The sequence below is a fragment of the Gammaproteobacteria bacterium genome (genome assembly GCA_022340215.1).
GTDB lineage: Bacteria > Pseudomonadota > Gammaproteobacteria > JAJDOJ01 > JAJDOJ01 > JAJDOJ01.
In genome coordinates, this window is the sequence record JAJDOJ010000062.1 from 1 (window position 1) to 20,250 (window position 20,250).

At 62.1% G+C, this 20,250-nt stretch carries 20 protein-coding genes; 13 read left to right on the plus strand and 7 right to left on the minus strand.

The window, feature by feature from the left end; genetic code table 11:
• Positions 1 to 213 precede the first annotated feature (213 nt).
• From LJE91_04630 to LJE91_04640, 3 genes are read right to left on the minus strand one after another with little or no spacing between them, the layout of a single operon-like run.
• A complete protein-coding gene (locus LJE91_04630; protein ID MCG6868025.1) occupies positions 214 to 792 on the minus strand; it encodes an LEA type 2 family protein in 579 nt (192 codons plus the stop codon).
• On the minus strand, positions 785 to 1,003 hold the full coding sequence (gene ccoS, locus LJE91_04635; protein MCG6868026.1) for a cbb3-type cytochrome oxidase assembly protein CcoS: 219 nt from the start codon (positions 1,001 to 1,003) through the stop codon (positions 785 to 787). The genes LJE91_04630 and ccoS overlap by 8 nt, the downstream gene beginning before the upstream one ends.
• A 2-nt stretch (positions 1,004 to 1,005) precedes the next feature.
• The gene (locus tag LJE91_04640) at positions 1,006 to 3,492 is read right to left on the minus strand and encodes a heavy metal translocating P-type ATPase (GenBank protein ID MCG6868027.1); all 2,487 of its coding nucleotides are present in this window, start codon (positions 3,490 to 3,492) and stop codon (positions 1,006 to 1,008) included.
• Between the two features lie 346 nt (positions 3,493 to 3,838).
• On the opposite strand from LJE91_04640, the gene soxB reads away from it, so the two are divergent.
• The 10 genes from soxB to LJE91_04690 all read left to right on the plus strand — a co-directional run bounded on the left by soxB (position 3,839) and on the right by LJE91_04690 (position 12,942).
• Entirely contained in the window at positions 3,839 to 5,608 is a 1,770-nt protein-coding gene (gene soxB / locus LJE91_04645; protein ID MCG6868028.1) for a thiosulfohydrolase SoxB, read from the plus strand.
• A 308-nt stretch (positions 5,609 to 5,916) separates the two neighbouring features.
• Positions 5,917 to 6,528 (plus strand): YIP1 family protein, encoded by a 612-nt coding sequence (locus LJE91_04650; protein ID MCG6868029.1) that lies wholly within the window; start codon positions 5,917 to 5,919, stop codon positions 6,526 to 6,528.
• 105 nt (positions 6,529 to 6,633) lie between these two features.
• Complete coding sequence (gene ccoN / locus LJE91_04655; protein MCG6868030.1) at positions 6,634 to 8,049, plus strand: cytochrome-c oxidase, cbb3-type subunit I; 1,416 nt, start codon at positions 6,634 to 6,636, stop codon at positions 8,047 to 8,049.
• A 16-nt stretch (positions 8,050 to 8,065) separates the two neighbouring features.
• On the plus strand, positions 8,066 to 8,680 hold the full coding sequence (ccoO, locus tag LJE91_04660) for a cytochrome-c oxidase, cbb3-type subunit II (protein ID MCG6868031.1): 615 nt from the start codon (positions 8,066 to 8,068) through the stop codon (positions 8,678 to 8,680).
• Positions 8,680 to 8,853 (plus strand): cbb3-type cytochrome c oxidase subunit 3, encoded by a 174-nt coding sequence (locus tag LJE91_04665; GenBank protein ID MCG6868032.1) that lies wholly within the window; start codon positions 8,680 to 8,682, stop codon positions 8,851 to 8,853. Before ccoO ends, LJE91_04665 begins: the two co-directional genes overlap by 1 nt.
• Entirely contained in the window at positions 8,846 to 9,778 is a 933-nt protein-coding gene (ccoP, locus tag LJE91_04670) for a cytochrome-c oxidase, cbb3-type subunit III (GenBank protein MCG6868033.1), read from the plus strand. The genes LJE91_04665 and ccoP overlap by 8 nt, the downstream gene beginning before the upstream one ends.
• A gap of 85 nt (positions 9,779 to 9,863) precedes the next feature.
• Complete coding sequence (locus LJE91_04675; protein MCG6868034.1) at positions 9,864 to 10,133, plus strand: hypothetical protein; 270 nt, start codon at positions 9,864 to 9,866, stop codon at positions 10,131 to 10,133.
• A gap of 7 nt (positions 10,134 to 10,140) precedes the next feature.
• Positions 10,141 to 11,556, plus strand: a complete 1,416-nt coding sequence (gene ccoG, locus LJE91_04680; protein ID MCG6868035.1) for a cytochrome c oxidase accessory protein CcoG — start codon at positions 10,141 to 10,143, stop codon at positions 11,554 to 11,556.
• A gap of 5 nt (positions 11,557 to 11,561) precedes the next feature.
• Entirely contained in the window at positions 11,562 to 12,095 is a 534-nt protein-coding gene (locus tag LJE91_04685; GenBank protein ID MCG6868036.1) for a FixH family protein, read from the plus strand.
• 52 nt (positions 12,096 to 12,147) lie between these two features.
• On the plus strand, positions 12,148 to 12,942 hold the full coding sequence (locus LJE91_04690; protein ID MCG6868037.1) for a sulfite exporter TauE/SafE family protein: 795 nt from the start codon (positions 12,148 to 12,150) through the stop codon (positions 12,940 to 12,942).
• On the opposite strand, the gene LJE91_04695 is transcribed toward LJE91_04690, so the two are convergent.
• The 4 genes from LJE91_04695 to aprB form a co-directional block, all read right to left on the minus strand.
• The gene (locus tag LJE91_04695) at positions 12,894 to 13,502 is read right to left on the minus strand and encodes a metallophosphatase family protein (protein MCG6868038.1); all 609 of its coding nucleotides are present in this window, start codon (positions 13,500 to 13,502) and stop codon (positions 12,894 to 12,896) included. The genes LJE91_04690 and LJE91_04695 overlap by 49 nt on opposite strands.
• A 31-nt stretch (positions 13,503 to 13,533) precedes the next feature.
• Positions 13,534 to 14,493 (minus strand): YkgJ family cysteine cluster protein, encoded by a 960-nt coding sequence (locus tag LJE91_04700; protein MCG6868039.1) that lies wholly within the window; start codon positions 14,491 to 14,493, stop codon positions 13,534 to 13,536.
• 87 nt (positions 14,494 to 14,580) lie between these two features.
• Entirely contained in the window at positions 14,581 to 16,554 is a 1,974-nt protein-coding gene (aprA, locus tag LJE91_04705; protein ID MCG6868040.1) for an adenylyl-sulfate reductase subunit alpha, read from the minus strand.
• A gap of 172 nt (positions 16,555 to 16,726) precedes the next feature.
• Positions 16,727 to 17,191 carry an adenylyl-sulfate reductase subunit beta gene (gene aprB / locus LJE91_04710; GenBank protein MCG6868041.1) on the minus strand — a complete coding sequence of 155 codons (465 nt, stop codon included), beginning with the start codon at positions 17,189 to 17,191 and terminating at the stop codon, positions 16,727 to 16,729.
• Positions 17,192 to 17,610: 419 nt separating this feature from the next.
• Between aprB and LJE91_04715 the strand changes: the two genes are divergently transcribed.
• The 3 genes from LJE91_04715 (at position 17,611) to groL (ending at position 20,237) form a co-directional block, all read left to right on the plus strand.
• Positions 17,611 to 18,060, plus strand: coding sequence for an FxsA family protein (locus tag LJE91_04715; GenBank protein MCG6868042.1), 450 nt, complete (start codon positions 17,611 to 17,613; stop codon positions 18,058 to 18,060).
• Positions 18,061 to 18,190: 130 nt separating this feature from the next.
• Positions 18,191 to 18,481, plus strand: coding sequence for a co-chaperone GroES (gene groES, locus LJE91_04720; protein MCG6868043.1), 291 nt, complete (start codon positions 18,191 to 18,193; stop codon positions 18,479 to 18,481).
• Between the two features lie 109 nt (positions 18,482 to 18,590).
• Positions 18,591 to 20,237 carry a chaperonin GroEL gene (gene groL, locus LJE91_04725; protein MCG6868044.1) on the plus strand — a complete coding sequence of 549 codons (1,647 nt, stop codon included), beginning with the start codon at positions 18,591 to 18,593 and terminating at the stop codon, positions 20,235 to 20,237.
• The last annotated feature ends 13 nt before the right edge of the window (positions 20,238 to 20,250 follow it).

A 20,250-nucleotide genomic window follows, 5' to 3' on the forward strand; every position in this document is an offset into this window, starting at 1 on the left:
TACCAGATTGCGCCGGGTGAGCTGCGAAGCAGTGAACGGCTTGGGCAGGAAGCCCAAGACCGGTGCCCAAGCAAAGCAGGGACAGCGCCGCGCCGGGATCGTTCGTCATCAAGGCGCGACAACAGGCGCATAGTCGATCTATGTCACTGTTGTCGTAACACAGCGGACGGACGAAAAGGCAAGCAGAATGGTATGTCATTTGACAGAAATCGCCTAAGGCGATTGAACGGTTGAGGGAGAAGATTCAATGGCTCGCCCGCCGATCTTTCCCTCATATTCGAAAGGGATCTTGGTCCCCCAGTTCGACAGCTTGATCCCGCCCTCGATCCGATAGTCCAGCGCTTCCGGGCCTTGTCCCTGTCCGGTCGTGGCCAGGTGTTTTAGCTGGCCGACGATCCGGGTGATGTTGGTGATCGCCTCGACCTCCGTCACGCCCTCGCCGAATGCGGGGACGTTCACGGACTTGCTGCTGACCCCGCTGGCGAACGGGCGATCGTCCAGCAGCAGCTTGTAGTTCATGCCGAGCACCTCGATCGGGAAGTCGTTGGGGTTCAGTAAGCGGAGCCTGAGTGCGAAGCGTTGTTCGAACAGGCCCGCATCCACGAACCTGAGGCCGGCCAGGGTAACTTCGGGAGCGGCCGGTTTCGAAGCCAGATTCGCGCAGCCGGCCAGAAGGGTGCCGAGCAGGAGCCCGAATACCGCGGCGTGTCTGGACATGGTTCGCAGGATTCGGGAATCCTGCCGGTAACGGAGAATCCGATAGCCGATATTCGTTGTTTCGCGATCACGCATCCGTTGGCTTCGCCCCGCTGGATTGCTTTTTCCCGCTTTCCTCGGATTCGTCCCGTCGCACGGGTTTTGGCGGGGCGTCGTCCATCAGGATGCGGTAGGCAGGTCCTTCGAGATCGTCGAACTGGTCCGAATGGGTGGCCCACCAGAAGGTGCCGACGATGATGGCGACCAGGAGCAGCGCCAGCGGGATCAGCAGATACAGGACTTCCACCCTCAGACTCCTCTCGGCGTGTGACCCCGCGTCAGGCGCAGGGCGTTGGCGACTACGATCAGCGAACTCGCCGACATGCCCAGAGCCGCCATCCAGGGCGTGATCAGCCCCGCGGCCGCGGCCGGTAGCGCCAGTAGATTATAGGCGATCGCCCAGGCGAGGTTCTGGTGGATGATGCGGCGCATCTCCCGCGCCAGTCGCACCGATGTGCGCAGCACCGACAGGTCCTTTCCCATGATGACCATATCCGCGGAGGTCATCGCGAGCTGGGCGCCGCTGCCGACTGCCAGGGAAACGTCCGCAGCGGCAAGTACCGGGGCATCGTTGACCCCGTCACCGACCATCGCCACCACGGCCCCTTCGGACTGCAGCTCCCTGACGCGTGCCAGCTTCCCGTCGGGCGAGAGCTGGCCCGAGGCGAGGCAGGAATCGATCCCCGCGGCCGTCGCAATCTCGCGCGTCACCGCTGTCCGGTCTCCGCTTAACAAGTGGACTGTGAATCCCGTGGCACGCAGGCCTTCGATGACCTCGCGTGCCTCGGGTCGAGGCTGGTCTCCGAAGGAGAACGCGGCGACCGGCCGGGCGGCGGTCGCGAGGTATACACGGGTCTCAGCGTCGTCCCGCTCCTCGTCCTGCGACACCTGGACCTGGGCGGTATGAAGGGTCACATAGTCCCGGTTGCCCAGGTAGTAGCGTTCCCGGTCGACCATGCCCGTGATGCCGGCGCCGGGCCGGGCCCTGACCTCCGTGGCGTGCAGCGGATCTCCGCTGTCCGTCTCGACGATACAGCGGGCCAGCGGATGCTCCGAGTGTCGCTCCAGGGCCGCGGCGATTCGGTGTGCCTCCCCGACGGTGAGGGACGAAAACGGTTCGATAGCGAGCAGACGGGGTTGTCCCGCCGTGAGTGTGCCGGTCTTGTCGAAGACAAAGTCGGTTGCCAGGCCCAGCGTGTCGAGCGCATTGGCTCGGGTCGAAAGCACACCGAGTCCGGCAAGCGCGCCGGTGGCCGCGGTGACCGCCGTGGGCGTGGCCAGGGACAGCGCACACGGGCAGGTGACGACGAGTACCGCAACCGTGATTTCGAACCAGCGTTGCGGGTCGGTATTCCACCAGAAGATTGCGGTGGCCAGCGCCAGCAGCAGCACACCGGACACGAACCAGGAGGCGGCGCGGTCGGCCATTCGGCTGATGTCGGGTTTCTCTCCTTGCGCCCTCTCCAGCAGCCTCAGGATATGGGACAGGGCGGTATCCGGGCCGACCTTGTCGACCCGTACCACCAGCGGACTGCCTACGTTGATACTACCTCCGATGACGGCGTCGCCCCGGCCTCGTGCAACCGGCATGCTTTCCCCCGTCAGCAGGGATTCGTCCACGTTGGATTCCCCTTCCAGAACCCGACCGTCGGCGGGGACCGGCTCTCCGGGCAGGACCCGTACCCGATCCCCCGCAGACAGGTCGGCCACGGGAACCGTCTCGTCGATCGCGTCCTGTGTCGGGGGGATTCGGCTTGCAACCGCAGGGGTCAGTTTGACCAGCCGGTCCAGCGCCTGTGTCGAACGTCGGCGTCCGACGAGTTCGAAGTATCGTGCGGTCAGCAGGAAGAAGACGAACATTGCGACGGACTCGTAGTAGACGTGTCCCTGCCCGGACACCGTGGCCCATACGCTGGCGCCGAACGCCCCTAGCACGCCGAGGCTTACCGGCACATCCATGCCGACCCGTCGGTTGGACAGGTCGCGCCAGGCCGAGCGGAAGAAGGGGCGGGCCGAATAGGCGACGATCGGGACCGTCAGTACGAGACTGACCCAGTGAAAAAAGGTCTTCAGACCCGCGTCCATGCCACGGCTGTCGCCGACATAGAGCGCCACCGCGATCGTCATGACCTGCATGCCGAGCGCGCCCGCGATGCCGAGTCGGCGCAACTGGAGCTTGCGGTCCGCCTCGAGCAACTCACGGCCGCGTCCCGGGTCCCAGGGGTATGCCCGGTAGCCGATAGCGGCGATCGATTCCAGGATCGCGCTGAGCGTGGTGCGCGTGTCGTCCCAGCGGATCCGGGCCCGGTGGGTCGCGTAGTTGATGTGCGCCTCGAGCACGCCTGGCAGGTGCGAGAGGTGCCGTTCGTTGAGCCAGATACACGCGGCGCAGGTAATGCCTTCGAGAATCAGGGTCGCTTCTCGCACCTCTCCGTCGACCCGGGTAACAAACCCCTCCTGGATCCGGGGCAAATCGTATACCCGGGCCCTGCTGAGGAATTCGGGGACCACCTCTCGGCCCTGCTCGGGGTTCGCGGTGCGAAAACGGTAGTAGTTCTCCAGGCCGCCGTCGACGATGGCGCCGGCGACAGCACGACAGCCGTGGCAGCACATCTCGCGGGGTTCACCCAGGATGTCGATGCGGATATCGGTGCCCGGCGGGACCGGCAGGCCGCAGTGATAGCAGACTTCGCCCTTTGCCGGAACCGGCGAGGCCGCGGGTGCGGATTCGGACAAAGACATCTTCACCAAAGGAGGGTCCTGAGAGCGGTGGAAACCACCCAATCAGCATACCCGAGTCAGAGGGGCTTGGCATGGCGGTTTACCCCCTCCTGGTGGGGTGTTTCGGGGGTACTGCCTATCACGTTCATGCCCCGAGTACGTTATCATCGCGCTGCCGGTCACCGCCGAATCGCTGGCTTCGCCGGGATACGAGAACAGCCCGGTCGGCGTATATCAGGGGGCCTCCGGGAGCGCATTATGATCCCGATGGTTCCCGGTGCGTGCGGCGTGTTATTCACAGTTCAGATCACCGACGTACGGGCGGGTACACGTCCGTGACACCAAAGGAGGAGGGATACGGATGAGCTTGTCTAGACGCGAATTCGTTCAGTTGATGGGATTGGCGAGTGCCGCCGGGATGTTGCCCACGTCGGTGTACGCAAAGAAGAAGGTACCCAGCGACCTCTATGAGGTGCCCAAGTTCGGTAACGCGCGCCTGTTGCACATGACCGACTGTCACGCCCAGCTGACGCCGGTCTACTTCCGGGAGCCCAACGTCAATCTCGGCGTTGGCGGCGCATACGGAAACCCGCCCCACCTGGTCGGTGACGCGCTGCTGTCCCATTTCAATATAGCGCCTGGATCGATCCAGGCGCACGCCTTCACCTATCTGGACTACACCGAGGACGCGGAAACATTCGGCAAGGTGGGCGGATTTGCGCACCTGGCGACGCTGGTGAAGCAGCTGCGTCAGGCGGCCGGCGACGGCAACAGCCTGCTGCTCGACGGTGGAGACACCTGGCAGGGGTCCGGGACCGCCTTCAAGACCCGCGGCATGGACATGGTCGAGGCCTGCAATCTGCTCGGCGTCGATGTGATGACGGGGCACTGGGAATTCACCTATCTCGCCGAGGAGGTGCTCAAGAACGTCGAGGCCTTCAAGGGCGATTTCGTAGCCCAGAACGTCAAGGCCAGCGAAGATGCACTGTTCGAGGGCACGCCGGTCCACGACGAGGACACCGGCCACGTGTTTCCCCCCTACACGATCAAGGAGGTCGGCGGGGCACGTATCGCGGTCGTCGGTCAGGCCTTCCCCTACACGCCGATCGCGAATCCCCAGCGGTTCATTCCCAACTGGACCTTCGGGATCAACGATGGCGACATGCAGCAGATCGTCGACAAGATTCGGGGCCAGGAAAAGCCCGATGCGGTCGTCATCGTCTCCCACAACGGGATGGACGTGGACCTGAAGATGGCATCGATCGTCAGGGGCGTGGATGTGATCTTCGGCGGCCACACCCACGACGGCATGCCGGCCCCCACCGAGGTCAAGAATCCTGGCGGTACCACGCTGGTGACCAATGCCGGTTCCAACGGCAAGTTCCTCGGTGTCATGGACCTCGACGTCGGGGGCGGTAAAGTGCGTGATTTCCGCTATCGCCTGTTGCCCGTGTTCTCGAACATGATCGAACCCGACAAGGCCATGACCGCCTTCGTCGAGAAAACGCGCAAGCCCTATCTCGCGTGGATTGGAGAGGAACTGGCAGTGGCCGACGAAACGCTCTACCGGCGCGGGAACTTCAACGGCACATTCGATCAGGTCATCTGCGATGCTCTGATCCAGGAAAACGACGCCCAGATCTCGCTGTCCCCGGGTTTCCGCTGGGGGACCACGGTGCTGGCAGGTCAGAAGATTCTTATGGAGAACGTCCTGGACCAGACCTGCATGACCTACCCGGAGACCTATCGCCGGGATATGAGCGGCGCGGATATCAAGCTGATCCTCGAAGACGTCTGCGACAACCTCTTCAATGCGGATCCCTACTACCAGCAGGGGGGCGACATGGTGCGTGTCGGTGGGCTCGACTACGTCTGCAGCCCGGACAAGGCATTCGGGGAACGGATCACCGAGATGACGCTCGACAACGGCAAGCCGGTCGACGAGAAAAAGCAATACGTCGTGGCCGGTTGGGCGACGGTGGGGTCGCAGTCTCCGGGGCCGGCGGTGTGGGACCAGGTGGCGGACTATCTCCGCCGCGAAAGGACCGTGAAGATCGAGAAGCTCAACACCCCGGTCCTCAAGGGCGTGAAGGGCAACCCGGGGATCGCGAGTTACGATAAGATCGGTTAGGTTGATCCCTGGTTGATGACGGAAATTGCGGGCTGACGGGCGCAGCGGAGATTCTCTGCCGTGACGTTGACCCGATTCCCGGCTGTATGCGCATGCCGTCCTTCCGCGAACGGCACCCGGTGGTGTGTGCCGGCAGGTAGTCCGAGTCGATCCATCTCCACTACGGGGAGGTCAACCGGTTACTGAATTGAAGATGGTGCTAATATTCGCCGCGTTTCCAACCCGCATGCACGATATCTGAGGCGGGTTACACTCTATCGAGCATGGCGGTTCAGGGCCAACGAAGAGAACAACGGGGGAGGTCGCCAGTGGTCATCAAGCATATTATCGGTCTGTTCACGGACCCGAAACGGGAGTGGCAGCGGTTGCACGACGAGGAGTGCACCACGGGCAAGTGCTTTGCGACACACACCCTGTTCCTCGCGGCGATTCCGGCCATCTGCGGTTTCATCGGCACATCGCAGATCGGATGGCAGATCGGTGTTGAAACGCCGGTCAAGCTCACCGTGCAGAGTGCGGGGGTCATTGCGGTGTTGTCCTATTTTGCCCTGCTCGTCGCCGTGGCATCGGTGGGATACCTGATCCACTGGATGGGCAAGACCTATGATGCGGAGACGCACCTGTCGAGGGCGATCGTCCTGGCGTCCTACACCGCCACCCCTCTGTTTCTGATCGGTATTTTCCAACTCTACCCGATCCTCTGGCTAAACATGGTGCTGGGGCTGCCTGCACTGGCCTATTCGGTGTATCTGCTCTACACGGGCCTGCCGATCATGATGGACGTCTCGACGCCGGAACGGGGATTTCTCTTTTCCTCCGCAGTCCTGGGGGTCGGTCTGGTGGTGCTGGTCGCGACCCTGGCGGCAACGGCGATCCTCTGGGGGTACGGATTCGGGCCACAGTTCGTCACGGGCGGATAACGACTCGGGTCCCGGCGAAATCCGGTAACGGAATTCATCGACATGATCTGCGGGGCTGGCTCGCAGGTAGCAGGAAACCATTGATCCAATACTCAGGAGAGGCAGATGTCTGAGCAGACGACCTACAACGACAAGGTGGTGCGGCAGTTTGCCGTCATGACCATCGTCTGGGCGGTGGTCGGTATGGCCGTGGGCGTGTTAATTGCCGCGCAACTGGCCTGGCCCGCATTGAACTTCGACATACCCTGGCTGACCTTCGGGCGCATACGGCCGTTGCACACCAATGCCGTTATCTTTGCCTTCGGCGGTTCGGCCCTGTTTGCGACCTCTTATTACGTCGTCCAGCGCACATGCCACGTCAGGCTGATTTCCGACAAGCTGGCGGCGTTTACGTTCTGGGGATGGCAGCTCATCATCGTCCTGGCCGCCATCACACTTCCCCTGGGGATCACGACCTCCAAGGAATACGCCGAACTCGAGTGGCCCATTGACATCATGATCGCGGTCGTCTGGGTGGCCTATGCGATCGTATTTTTCGGAACGCTCGTCATCCGGCGCGTCAAGCATATCTACGTGGCGAACTGGTTCTACGGCGCATTCATCATCATCGTCGCGATGCTGCACATCACCAACAGCGCCGAACTCCCGGTGACGCTGACAAAGTCCTATTCGGCGTACGCCGGTGTTCAGGACGCCATGGTGCAGTGGTGGTACGGCCATAATGCCGTGGGCTTTTTCCTCACCGCGGGTTTTCTGGGGATGATGTACTACTTCATCCCGAAGCAGGCGAATCAGCCCATCTATTCGTATCGCCTGTCCATCGTCCATTTCTGGGCGCTCACCTTTACCTATATCTGGGCGGGGCCTCACCACCTGTACTATACGGCGCTGCCCGACTGGACCCAGTCGCTGGGCATGGTGTTCTCCCTGATCCTGCTGGCACCTTCCTGGGGCGGAATGATCAACGGCATCATGACGCTGTCCGGCGCATGGGACAAGTTGAGGACCGATCCGGTGATCCGTTTCCTCGTGGTGTCCGTGGCCTTCTATGGCATGGCGACGTTCGAGGGCCCGATGATGTCCATCAAGACCGTCAACGCGCTGTCGCACTACACCGACTGGACGATCGGGCACGTCCATTCCGGCGCCCTCGGGTGGAATGCCCTGATCAGCTTCGGCGCGATGTACTATCTGATCCCGCGCCTGTTCGATCGTGAACTCTACAGTCTCAAGCTCGTGGAGGTGCACTTCTGGACCGCGACGATCGGCATCGTGTTGTATGCGGCCTCCATGTGGGTCGCCGGGATCATGCAGGGCCTGATGTGGCGCGCCGTCAATATCGACGGCACGTTGACCTACAGCTTTATCGAATCCGTTCAGGCAATGCATCCCTTCTACATCGTCCGGTTCCTGGGAGGCTCGATCTTCCTGTTCGGCCTGCTGGTGATGGTCTACAACCTCTGGAAATCCGTGGCCGGCGCGAAGAGCGTCGAGTTCGCGATCCCCGAGCCGGCGCACTGAGCAGAGGAGAATCAAGATGGCAAAAGGCCACGAGAAAGTCGAAACGAACACGGCGTTGCTGATCGTTCTGATCCTCCTGGTCGCCGCCATAGGCGGCCTGGTGCAGATCGTGCCGTTGTACTTCATGCCCTCGACCACGCAGGCGGTGGAAGGGATCGAGCCCTACGATGCGCTCAGGCTGACGGGTCGTGACATCTACGTCCGGGAGGGGTGCTATCTCTGCCATTCACAGATGATTCGGCCGTTCAGGGCGGAGACCGAGCGCTACGGTCACTACTCGGTCGCCGGAGAGTTCGTCTACGACCGACCGTTTCAGTGGGGCTCGAAGCGCACGGGACCGGATCTTGCGCGGGTCGGGGGGCGTTACAGCGACGACTGGCATCGGGTCCATCTCATCGACCCGCGCGACGTGGTCCCCGAATCAATCATGCCGGGCTACCCGTGGCTGGATGAAACACCGGCGGACGCCTCCGACATCAAGCGCAAGATGGAGGTGTTGAATCTGATGGGTCACCCGTATACGCCGGAACAGATCGAGAACGCGCCGGCGATGCTCGAGGGCAAGACCGAGCTGGACGCGGTCATCGCGTACATGCAGGGACTCGGCACCGCGATCGCCTCGACCCGCTGATGCCCGAGGGTTACGGGATTCTGGATTCCCTTTGGACACTCCTGCTGCTGGTGGTGTTTCTCGGTATCGTGATCTGGGCATGGAGCGGCAAACGAAAGAAGTCTTTTGACGAGGCCTCGCGTCTTCCCCTGGCGGACGACGAGCCGAAAATCGGGAGAAAAACCGATGAGTGAAGCGGAAAAGATGTGGGCGTCCAATGAGTTCTTCAGCCCGTTCTGGAGCTGGTGGATCATCGGATTTACGGTGGCGGGTATCATCGGATGCTTCATCCTGATCCGGTGGTTGACCACCGAAAAGCTTGTTCCCGGCAAGAAGTACGAGACCGTCGGGCATGTGTGGGACGGAGACCTCTCCGAGCTCAATACACCGTTGCCGAGCTGGTGGTTGAACATGTTCTACATCACGCTCGTCTTCGGGATCGTCTATCTCATCCTCTATCCTGGGCTGGGCAGCTTCAAGGGGGTGCTCGGCTGGACCGACACCGGCCAGTACGAGCGGGAGATGGCGAAGGCGGATGCCGAATACGGGCCTCTGTTTGCCGAGTACGCCGGGCAAGACATCGTTGCGCTCGGCAAGAATCCCGACGCGGTCGCGATCGGACGCCGGCTCTACCTCAACTACTGTTCGGTCTGCCACGGCTCGGACGCCGGAGGCGGTCCGGGTTTCCCGAACCTGGCCAACAAGGACTGGCTGTACGGGGGAACGCCCGACGCGATCAAGACCTCGATCATGGAGGGGCGGAACGGCGCCATGCCGCCCATGGCAGCGGCGATCGGGGGAGACGAGGGTGTCGAGCAGGTGACGGCCTACGTCCGGAGCCTCAGCGGCCGTAACGCGGATCCCGCGCTGGTCGAGGCGGGCAAGGCGAAGTTCGCGGTCTGCGCGGGTTGCCACGGGCCGGACGGCAAGGGTAATCAGATGCTGGGAGCCCCGAACCTGACCGATAACGTCTGGCTGTACGGGGGTTCTCCCGGCGCAATCAAGCAGACGATAACCAAGGGGCGCGCCGGCAAGATGCCGGCCCACAAGGAGTTCCTCGGCAACGACAAGTCGCACGTGATCGCGGCGTATATCTACAGCCTCTCCGCCGCAGATTGATTTTTCTGGTAGGATTCTGGCCGGGTGCGCCGCGAGGCGCGCCCGGTATCGTTTTGGGTTGCACCATGCCAGGGGATGCCGCGTCATGGAAAATGGAGATTCTACGATTCCTCTCATCCAGAGGGTCGTCGCGGTACTTTGGCCGTCATTCCTGACGGCCGGCCTGGCCACGATCATCGTATTTACGATCTATGACCCGCAGATCGTCTTTACCTGTGTCGGCGGGCCTGAAATCAATCGCCTCGGCGCCTACACGATCGGCTTTTTCTTCTTCTGGGCCATCAATGCGGTCGCCTGCGTAATGTCAATGTACTTTTGCAAGCCCTGCAGTAAAGTGACCGGATCGGTTTCCTAGCATTGCAATGAACGACCAGCCTGCCAATCAGGCGGACGAGGGGCAGGATGCTGCCGTAGAGCGTTCGCTGTACGCCAAACGCGAAAAAATCTACGCACGGGAAGTCCACGGAATCTACGCAAGACTTCGCGTACTCGCGGTGTTGGTCCTGCTCGGCGCCTACTACGGTGTCCCCTGGCTGACCTGGGACGGAAGGCAGGCGGTACTCCTCGACCTGCCGAACAGGCAGTTTCGCCTGTTCGGCATCACCTTCTGGCCACAAGACTTCTTCTATCTGGCCGCCCTGTTGATCATCGCGGCCCTGTCCCTGTTCTTCTTCACGGCACTGGCGGGTCGCCTGTGGTGCGGTTACGCCTGCCCGCAGACCGTGTGGACCGAAGTCTTCATGTGGATCGAGCGCAGGATAGAGGGTGATCGTCCGAAGCAGATGAAGCTGGACAAGATGCCACTGTCGGCCAGGAAGTTCGCCATCAAGGGCGGGAAACATGCGGCATGGATCCTGTTCTCCCTGTATACGGGGTTTACCTTCATCGGCTATTTCACCCCGATCCATGACCTGGCGGCCAGGGTCGTCACCCTGGGCCTCGGCCCGTGGGAGACATTCTGGATCCTCTTCTACAGTTTCGCGACCTATGGAAACGCGGGTTGGATGCGGGAGCAGGTCTGCATCTACATGTGCCCCTACGCGCGTTTCCAGAGCGCGATGTTCGACAAGGACACGCTGATTATCTCGTATGACGACGATCGCGGAGAGCCGCGGGGCGGGCGCAAGCGCAGCGTCAATCCCGCGGAGGTTGGCCTCGGAGACTGCATCGACTGTTCGCTCTGTGTTCAGGTCTGCCCGACCGGAATCGACATCCGCGACGGTCTGCAGTTCGAATGTATCGGCTGCGCGGCCTGTGTCGACGTGTGCGACGAGGTGATGGACAAGATGGGCTACCCGAAGGGATTGGTTCGCTATACCACCGAGCATTCGGTACACGGCGAGAAGACGCGTGTCCTGAGGCCGCGGATGTTCGTCTACGCGACCCTGCTGTTGGTGCTCGCCGGTGCGCTGGTGGTCTCTATCGCGGGCCGGGTACCGCTGGAGGTCGACGTGATTCGGGATCGTCGCGCGCTGTTCAAGGAGACCAATGAGGGCCTGATAACGAACACCTATAACATCAAAGTGGTCAACAAGGACCAGATCCCCCACCGGTACCGGTTGTCCGTCTCCGGGCTCGAAGGACTCGAGTTGATCAATACGATGGGTGAGTTTGCGGTGGAATCCGGAAGGGTCCTGGAAGTGCCAGTGAGACTCAGAATCGATCCGGTCAACATCGATCGCGCGAGCAGCAAGGTGGATTTCGAGGTGGTTGCGCTCGACAATCCAGACATTGTTCACGTGGAATCCGCGCGGTTTCTCGGGCCGGTGTTGAAATAACCGACATGGACGCAGCAGATTCACCGCATTTCTCCCGAACCCGGACCGATAGGCTGCCGTGGTACCGGCAATTCTGGCCCTGGTTCCTGATCGCTGTCCCTGCCGCCGCCGTGGTCATGGGTATCGTGACGATCACCCTGGCCGTGAGGACCGCCGATGGGCTGGTGGTCGACGACTACTACAATCAGGGACTCGCCATCAACCAGATCCTGGAGCGTGACGAGCGGGCGAGCACGCTCGGTATGGCCGCGCTTGTCCGTTTCGATCACGATGCCGGCCGGATCGATGTCCAGTTGTCACGCTCCGGCGTGGCGGCCGATGAGCAGGAGTTGAACCTGCAACTCCTGCACCCGACGATTGACGACCGGGACTATACGACCCGGCTGATCGCGAATGGGCCGGGGTCCTATTCCGGGGAAATCCCCGATCTGATCGCCGGGAATTGGTACGTCCTGATCGAGTCCAAGGCGCACGGATGGCGGCTCTTCGGTCGTGCATCGCTGCCGGCGCAATCCGCGTTGAAACTCGTCGCGCGGTGATTCGCCCGCGGGAGGGGAGCGAAAGTCTCATGCTTCCGCGGTATATACGGGCGTGATTGAACAAACCGGTATCGTCGCTGCGTTCCTCGTTGGCTTGCTCGGTTCCGCGCACTGTATCGGCATGTGCGGGGGAATCGTGGGGGCACTGTCTTTCGGTGTCAGTCGGGAAGGGGGGCAGTCGTCCGGGCTGCGAACCGCGGGGTACCTGCTGGGGTATAACGCCGGTCGGATCGCGAGCTACGCGGCCGCCGGTCTGATCGCGGGATTCGTGGGAACCCAATTCTACTCCCTGGTCAGCCTTGAGCACGCGCGAGAGGTCAGCCACTGGATTGCCGGTGGCTTCATGATCGCGCTCGGGCTCTACCTGGTCGGGCTGACGCAGATCCTTGCACCGCTGGAACGGGCGGGCGGCGCGTTGTGGCGGCGCATCGAACCGCTGGGACGCGGGCTTATCCCCGTCAGGCATCCCTGGCAGGCGCTCGTTCTGGGTCTGATCTGGGGATGGCTGCCCTGCGGCCTGGTCTACTCCGCGCTGGTCCTGGCGCTCACCTCCGGAGGCAGCGTTTCGGGGGCGTCGCTGATGACGGCCTTCGGACTCGGGACCCTTCCCATGTTGCTAGCCATGGGGGCCGCGTCCCGGTGGCTCGGCGGACTGGTGAGAAGCAGTTGGGTGCGGCGCGGTGCCGGTGTGACCGTGCTGACATTCGGTCTCGTAACCGCCCTGGCGCCCTCCCTGCTGCACAAGCACCATCACGGCTCACCCGATGCCGGCGACGGCGCGAGCCACCAGCATCGTTTTCAACCCCCTCGACACGCCGTCGACGACCCGAATCGGGGCGGCGCCTGATACCGCCATCGTCGCGGTGGGGTGACGTCGGTCCTGTCCCGGCGCCTTTCGCCACGGTCCGTGCCCCTGAAGCGTATCAGTCGGACCCACCAGCATCTCCGGGTTGCGACGAGCACCGCGCAGGATGGGCCTCCGTGCGTACGGACCTTGCCGGCCGCACCGGGGTTTATGACCCAAGGGGTTTCGGACTGGTCCAGTACCGCCCGGTGCGTATGTCCGTAGACCAGCGCGCGTGCTTCGCGATGTAAACGTCGCAGCGACCTGTGGCAAGGACGGTCGAAGCCATGCCTATCGCCATGCTCGACCGCCAGCGTTCCTCCCGGCAGTCTCAGGTGGATTTCGCGGGGCAGGCGGCGGGCGAGATAGGCCTGAGGTGCGGGCAGACGCTCCGCGCTGTCGTTGTTGCCGGCGACGGCGAAGGTGATGCGGGTCTTCGGTCGTAATGCGTCGAGAACCCCGGCGCTACAGACATCGCCCGCGTGCACGGCGAGGTCGCAACCCCGGATCAGGTCGGCGACGCGGGGATCGAGGAAGGCGTGCGTGTCCGATACGATACCCACGGTGACTCGGCTTCGAGCGACGATGGCGCGGTCAAGTCTTGTCCGCCGTCGCATCATCGTCGTCGGAATCCATGTTCGCGGTGAATTGCTTCGTATCGGTGTATTTCAGCGCTTCCTGTTTCTCCCTGAAGCTGGATGACTCGGTTTCCTTCCTGCTTTGCCATACCGATTTCCGCGCCTCGATACGCTGCTCGCGCGCCTTGTCCCTGCGCGGAATGGTGAACTCGCCGAAAAGTACCTGCTTCAGGAAACGGAAACTGAACTGCAGCAGCCTGTCCTCGTCATCGATCAGCGCGCGGATCTCGTCATCCGCCAGGTCGAAGATCGACTGGAACCCCGGGGACTGGATGAACTCGCGGAAACTGTCCATGTCGTAGCTGCACATATCGAACAACTGCATGCTGCGCTCGGAGGGTGCCCCGACGGTGGGGCCGCTCGATCGCTTCTTGATGATGATGTCCCGCCAATCGCGATTCATCTCGTCGTAGGCATCGACACCCTGGGCCTCCCGGTAGTCGCGGACCGTCTGGGTCACCGGTTCTTCGTGTCCCTTGCAATGCGGTTCCTTGACGACGAAGTACACCTCTTCGACCGAGGAGGCGCCCTTGCTCCGCACGCCCAAGTTGCCCAGGGCGTAGTAGCGGCAGGCCGCGGGCCGATCCTCGTAGACCGAGCATCCCTCTCTCGTCAGGAAGACGCAGGCGCTCGATTTCGGCTGGGTCGCGAGCTTCAGACCCGGAAGTCCATCGGAGTTCATCTCGAATGGTGTGGTGTAACGCGCGACGAACTCGCCGGCTTCCAGATCCATCCGGCGCTTGAGGCGCACGATGTCGTACGGCGTCAGCACGATATCGATGTTCTTGCAGCACGCGTTGAAACAGCCGATCCCCGGGTGACAGTTGAACTGGAATTCGCTCTCCAGGGTGAGCTGGGTTGGTTTGACGGGACTCTCGAAGGGGATCCGCTCCCGGATGTCGTCGAATTCGTCCATTGAACGGTCCCTCTGGCGAGGCGGGATAGAAAAGGCCGGGCATCCCGCGGGATGCCCGGTCGCTTGACGTGCCTTGGGACAGTGGGATCACACCCGGGAGCCGGGGTTCCCAATGCCTTCCGGCTCGTTGTCGGACTTGACGATCAGGGGGATCCAATGGACCTTCTTCATCTTCCATTCGCCGGTGCGGCGATCGAAGGTGGAGTTGACGAAGCACTTCCAGTTCTCGTCGTCTACCTGCATGAAATCCGCCCGGTAGTAGTAACCGGGGTAGCGGGACTCCTCGCGGAACTGGATGTGCTTCATGTGGGCGAATGCCGCGATCAGGCGGTGGTAGTTCTCCCAGGCACGCAGCAGCTCGTGCAGATCCTTGGCGCGCATCTTCTCGGAGTCCTCGCGCAGCATCTCCAGCTTGCGCTCGGCCACCTTGAGCATGTGGGCGTTGGTCTGGTACATGACGGAGATACCTGCGACGTACTCGTCCATGATCTTCTGCAGGCGGAACTGAAACATCTTCGGCGCGATGTAGTGTGGATTCACGTCGATGTCCGTGGTGTAGTCCTTGTGCTCCAGGAAGTTCCTGACCGGCCTGTAGATCTCCTCGAAGATCTCGTCGACGCTGCGGGCCAGTGCCGGCTTGATGTCCGGGTTGTCGAGCACGAACTTAACCATCGCCTTGGCTGCGATGCGGCCCTCGGTGTAGGAACCGGAGGAGAACTTGTGCCCGGAGGCCCCCACACCGTCACCGGCGGTGAACAGACCGCGGACCGTTGTCATGCGGTTGTAGCCCCAGTGATAGTGGTCGGGGGTGCCGGGCAGGTCCTCGGGACCGGAGACCCAGAGTCCCGCGCAACCGGCGTGCGACCCCAGCAGGTAGGGCTCGGTCGGCATCAGCTCGGACATCTCCTTGTCGGGTTCGATGTTCTCGCCGGCCCACACGCCGCACTGAGCGATGGTCATGTCGAGGAAGTCCTCCCAGGCCTCCGCCTCGAGGTGCTTGATCTCCTTCGGCGTCATGTTCTCCGCCAGCTTGGCCATGGCGGTCGGGGTGTCTATGAAGATCGGGCCGCGGCCTTCCTTCATTTCCTTCATCATCAGATGGTTACGCAGGCAGGTGCCCATCTTGAAGCCGACGGCGTACTTGTCGTAGCCGTAGACCGCCAGGTCGTCGTAGTTCTTCTCCTGGTAGTCCTCGCCGAAGGCGTTCATGGACTTGGCCTTGAACAGCAGGAACCAGGCACCGACCGGGCCGTAACCGTCCTTGAAGCGGGCGGGCACGAAGCGGTTCTCCATCAGGGTCAGCTCGGCACCGCATTCGGCGGCCATGGTGTAGGTGGAACCGGAGTTCCAGACCGGGTACCAGGCGCGCCCGGTGCCCTCACCGACGGAGCGGGGACGGAAGACGTTGACCGCGCCACCGGCCGCTAGCAGGCAGGCCTTGAACTTGTAGACGTGGATCTTGTCTTCGCGGACCGAGAAACCGGCAGCACCCGCGACGCGGCCCGAGTCGTTCTTGTCCGTCTCCAGACGGACGATGAAGACGTGCTCCTGGATGTTTTCGGTGCCCAGTGCCTTCTTGGCGGCCTCGGCGACGATCCACTTGTAGGACTCGCCGTTGATCATGATCTGCCAGCGACCGGAATGCACGGGTTTGCCGCCCTCGACCAGGCTCCTGCCTTCGTCGCCCGGCTGTTTCCAGATGGGCAGGCCCCATTTCTCGAAGTTGTGAACGGAGTCGTCGACGTGGCGGCCCGTGTCGTAGACCAGGTCCTCTCGGGTGATGCCCATCAAGTCGCCGCGGACGTAACGCACGTAATCGGCGGGGTCGTTCTCGCCCATGTAGGTGTTGATGGCGGAGAGGCCCTGGGCGACGGCACCGGACCGATCCAGTGCGGCCTTGTCGACCAGTCTGACCTTGATGTCGGTGCCCTGTGCCCTGGCGGCGTCGATCCACTTCATGATCTCGAATGCGGCGCCGCAACATGCCATGCCGCCACCGATCAGAAGGATATCGACCTCTTCCTCGACCACCTCGGGGTTGCCAAAACTGTACTCACTCATCGAATCAGTTCCTCTTTGATGCGTGTCCCGAACTCATAGGGCCCTGTGCGCATTTGGCTTTTGGAAGCCCTGCAAATGCAAGATACCATTCGCTGCCGGACCCCAAACAAAGACACGGGCCGGACTTTCGCCCGCCTTTGCGGCGAACGGCATGCCAGGATTTCGGGAAGGATCAGCGGGCGGCGAACTGACTCATGTCGCAGCTGTGGGTGGCCTTGGTGAACAGGGTGCTGTGATCTTTGATCTCCGCCAGGTCGGCGTCGTTCTCGCTACCATAGGGATCTGCGGAACCCTCGGGAGTCGTACGGATCCGGAACTTGAAACGCTTCATGTTGCCGTTACGGAACTTGATGGTCCACAGGATGGAATCCGTGCCGCGCAGCGGCTGTACGGAGGCGCCCATGGGCACGACGTCCGCGTAGTGACGACACTCGATGGCCTGCTGGGGGCAGATCTTGACGCAGGAATAGCACTCCCAGCACTGCTCCGGTTCCTGGTTCCAGGCCTTCATCGCATGGCCGGTCTCGGAGCCGTCCTCGTCCAGCTTCATCAGATCGTGCGGGCAGATATACATACAGGCGGCCTTGTCCTGACCCTTGCAGCCGTCGCACTTGTCCGTACGTACGTAGGTTGGCATCGCTGACGTTCCTTTCGTTGGTCTTTGCAGTAAATTCTCTAGGGTGTCGATTCGCCGGCAAGCCAGCGGATTGAATCCTGTGACGCGGAGAATCAATCGCAGTGCACCGTACCCGAAATGGCCGCCCGGGCCATTTCCGTCCGGCGGAAGCCTGGTCACCGGCTCCGAACCGGACACGCGATGCCCTGCCGCGGGCAAGGAACAGTAAGCGGAAACCCTAAAAAAACCAAATAGGTATTGCTTCGTTTTCTATAAACGAACCTTATGGATGGGCTACCTGGAGGCGGTTCTCCGGGAATGATTTTCCTCGATCGTGCGTCGCGGTACCCGCATCGTTTAATGGAGCCCCTTGAATCCGATCCGGCATGCCCCCATATCGCCGTTTCGGTCAGCATCGTCAATCGATCAAGGTGAAGGGCATGAAAACGAATCTTACACTGCTTGCCCTGTTCGTCATTCTCCCGCTCGTGGAGATTCTCATCCTGATTCAGGTGGGCGGCCTGATCGGGGCCCTGCCCACTGTGGGCCTGGTCGTCGCGACGGCCGTGGCGGGTGCCTGGCTGCTCCGCAGGCAGGGTCTTGCGACGATTGCACGTCTGAAGGAGGAGATGGACCGCGGGGTGTTGCCGGCGGAAACCCTGCTCGAGGGTGCGGTGTTGCTCGTCGGCGGAGCCATGTTGCTGACCCCCGGGTTCGTCACCGATGCGATCGGACTGATGTGTCTCCTGCCCCCGACGCGCAGGTTCATGCTCTCCCGGTTGGTGGTGCGCATCCTGGCGAGGTCTTCCCGAGGCGCCGGGCCTGCTGGCCAGAGGGCGGGCGGCCGCGTGATAGAGGGTGAATACGAGGTACTGCGCGAGAAACATTGAGTGGCAGCCTTGACTTTCGAAGTTTCGCCACTATATTTGTTAGCACTCGCTCCATGGGAGTGCTAACAAACACCCCTCGTGCGGTAACAAAACCATCATTACTTCCAAACAGAGAAGGAGGTCATTCCCGATGAAGATTCGTCCATTGCACGATCGTGTCGTACTCAAGCGAATGGAAGAGGAGAAAACCAGTCCCGGCGGTATCGTCATTCCGGATAGCGCCGCGGAGAAGCCGGTCAAGGGTGAGGTGATCGCCGTCGGCAACGGCAAGATCACCGACAGCGGTTCGGTGCGCGCACTGGACGTCAAGGAAGGCGACAAGGTCCTGTTCGGCAAGTACTCCGGGACGGAGGTCAAGGTCGAGGGCGAGGAAGTCCTCGTCATGCGCGAAGACGACATCATGGCGGTGATCGAGGCCTGATCGACCGTGATGCCCTCAAGGGCGTTGGCCCGCGAGGCCGGGTGATATCCGGGGCCCGCGGCTGCCGAACGCAGAATTCAGATTCAAGCACAAGAGAAGGTACAGCAACATGGCTGCAAAAGAAGTTCGATTCGATGAGGAAGCGCGCCGGGCCATGATGGCCGGTATTAACGTATTGGCGAACGCCGTTAAGGCCACCCTCGGACCCAAGGGTCGCAACGTGGTCCTGGACAAGTCCTTTGGTGCGCCGACGGTAACCAAGGACGGCGTGTCAGTCGCCAAAGATATCGAGCTGGAAGACAAGTTCGAGAACATGGGTGCGCAGATGGTGAAGGAGGTGGCCTCCCACACCTCGGACATTGCCGGCGACGGCACGACGACGGCGACCGTCCTGGCCCAGGCTATCTTCCGCGAGGGCATCAAGGCCGTGGCTGCCGGGATGAATCCCATGGACCTCAAGCGCGGTGTCGACAAGGCCGTCGCCGGCGTGGTGGAGGAACTCAAGAGCCTGTCCAAGCCCTGCACGGACAGCAAGGCGATCTCCCAGGTGGGTGCCATTTCCGCCAACTCGGACGAGGCCATCGGGCAGATCATCTCCGATGCGATGGACAAGGTCGGCAAGGAAGGCGTGATCACGGTCGAGGAAGGTTCCGCACTGGACAACGAACTCGACGTGGTCGAGGGCATGCAGTTCGATCGCGGCTATCTCTCGCCCTATTTCGTCAATAACCAGGAGAAGATGAGCGCCGAGCTGGAGGATCCCTATATCCTCCTGCACGACAAGAAGGTGTCCAACGTCCGCGATCTCCTCCCCGTCCTGGAAGGCGTGGCCAAGGCTGGCAAGCCCCTGCTGATCATCGCCGAGGACGTCGAGGGCGAGGCATTGGCCACCCTGGTGGTCAACACCATCCGCGGTATCGTCAAGGTCGCCGCCGTCAAGGCCCCCGGCTTCGGCGATCGTCGCAAGGCCATGTTGCAGGACATCGCCATTATCACCGGCGCGAACGTGATCTCCGAAGAGGTCGGTCTGTCCCTGGAGAAGGCCACCCTGGATGACCTGGGAACCGCCAAGCGGATCAGTATCACGAAGGAGAACACGACCATCGTCGACGGTGCGGGTCGCGCCGAGGACATCAAGGGTCGCGTCGAGCAGATCCGCGCGCAGATCGAAGAGGCCTCCTCCGACTACGACAAGGAGAAGCTCCAGGAGCGGATGGCGAAGCTGGCCGGCGGCGTTGCCGTCATCAAGGTCGGTGCCGCCACCGAGGTCGAGATGAAGGAGAAGAAGGCCCGCGTCGAAGATGCCCTGCACGCCACCCGCGCAGCCGTCGAAGAGGGCGTGGTACCGGGCGGCGGTGTCGCGCTGATCCGCGCCCGCGCCGGTATCGCCGATCTCAAGGGTGACAACCATGACCAGGACGTCGGCATCAATATCGCCCGTCGTGCCTTGGAAGAACCCCTGCGCCAGATCGTCGCCAATGCCGGACAGGAACCCTCGGTCATCCTCTCGAAGGTGGAAGAGGGTGAAGCCAACTTCGGTTACAACGCCGCGACCGAGGAGTACGGCGAGATGATCGAGATGGGCATCCTCGATCCGACCAAGGTGACCCGGACCGCGCTGCAGAACGCCGCTTCGGTTGCCGGTCTCATGATCACCACCCAGGCCATGGTGGCGGAGCTCCCCAAGAGGGACGAGCCGATGCCGGGCGGTGGCGGTGACATGGGCGGCATGGGTGGCATGGGCGGCATGATGTGATGTAGCGCCGGGA

Bases quoted from the DNA above. Each gene is read 5' to 3' on its own strand.
- LJE91_04630 (MCG6868025.1), bottom strand. From the start codon at position 792: ATGCGTGATCGCGAAACAACGAATATCGGCTATCGGATTCTCCGTTAC.
- soxB (MCG6868028.1), top strand. From the start codon at position 3,839: ATGAGCTTGTCTAGACGCGAATTCGTTCAGTTGATGGGATTGGCGAGT.
- ccoN (MCG6868030.1), top strand. From the start codon at position 6,634: ATGTCTGAGCAGACGACCTACAACGACAAGGTGGTGCGGCAGTTTGCC.
- ccoO (MCG6868031.1), top strand. From the start codon at position 8,066: ATGGCAAAAGGCCACGAGAAAGTCGAAACGAACACGGCGTTGCTGATC.
- LJE91_04665 (MCG6868032.1), top strand. From the start codon at position 8,680: ATGCCCGAGGGTTACGGGATTCTGGATTCCCTTTGGACACTCCTGCTG.
- ccoP (MCG6868033.1), top strand. From the start codon at position 8,846: ATGAGTGAAGCGGAAAAGATGTGGGCGTCCAATGAGTTCTTCAGCCCG.
- LJE91_04675 (MCG6868034.1), top strand. From the start codon at position 9,864: ATGGAAAATGGAGATTCTACGATTCCTCTCATCCAGAGGGTCGTCGCG.
- ccoG (MCG6868035.1), top strand. From the start codon at position 10,141: ATGAACGACCAGCCTGCCAATCAGGCGGACGAGGGGCAGGATGCTGCC.
- LJE91_04685 (MCG6868036.1), top strand. From the start codon at position 11,562: ATGGACGCAGCAGATTCACCGCATTTCTCCCGAACCCGGACCGATAGG.
- LJE91_04700 (MCG6868039.1), bottom strand. From the start codon at position 14,493: ATGGACGAATTCGACGACATCCGGGAGCGGATCCCCTTCGAGAGTCCC.
- aprA (MCG6868040.1), bottom strand. From the start codon at position 16,554: ATGAGTGAGTACAGTTTTGGCAACCCCGAGGTGGTCGAGGAAGAGGTC.
- aprB (MCG6868041.1), bottom strand. From the start codon at position 17,191: ATGCCAACCTACGTACGTACGGACAAGTGCGACGGCTGCAAGGGTCAG.
- LJE91_04715 (MCG6868042.1), top strand. From the start codon at position 17,611: ATGAAAACGAATCTTACACTGCTTGCCCTGTTCGTCATTCTCCCGCTC.
- groES (MCG6868043.1), top strand. From the start codon at position 18,191: ATGAAGATTCGTCCATTGCACGATCGTGTCGTACTCAAGCGAATGGAA.
- groL (MCG6868044.1), top strand. From the start codon at position 18,591: ATGGCTGCAAAAGAAGTTCGATTCGATGAGGAAGCGCGCCGGGCCATG.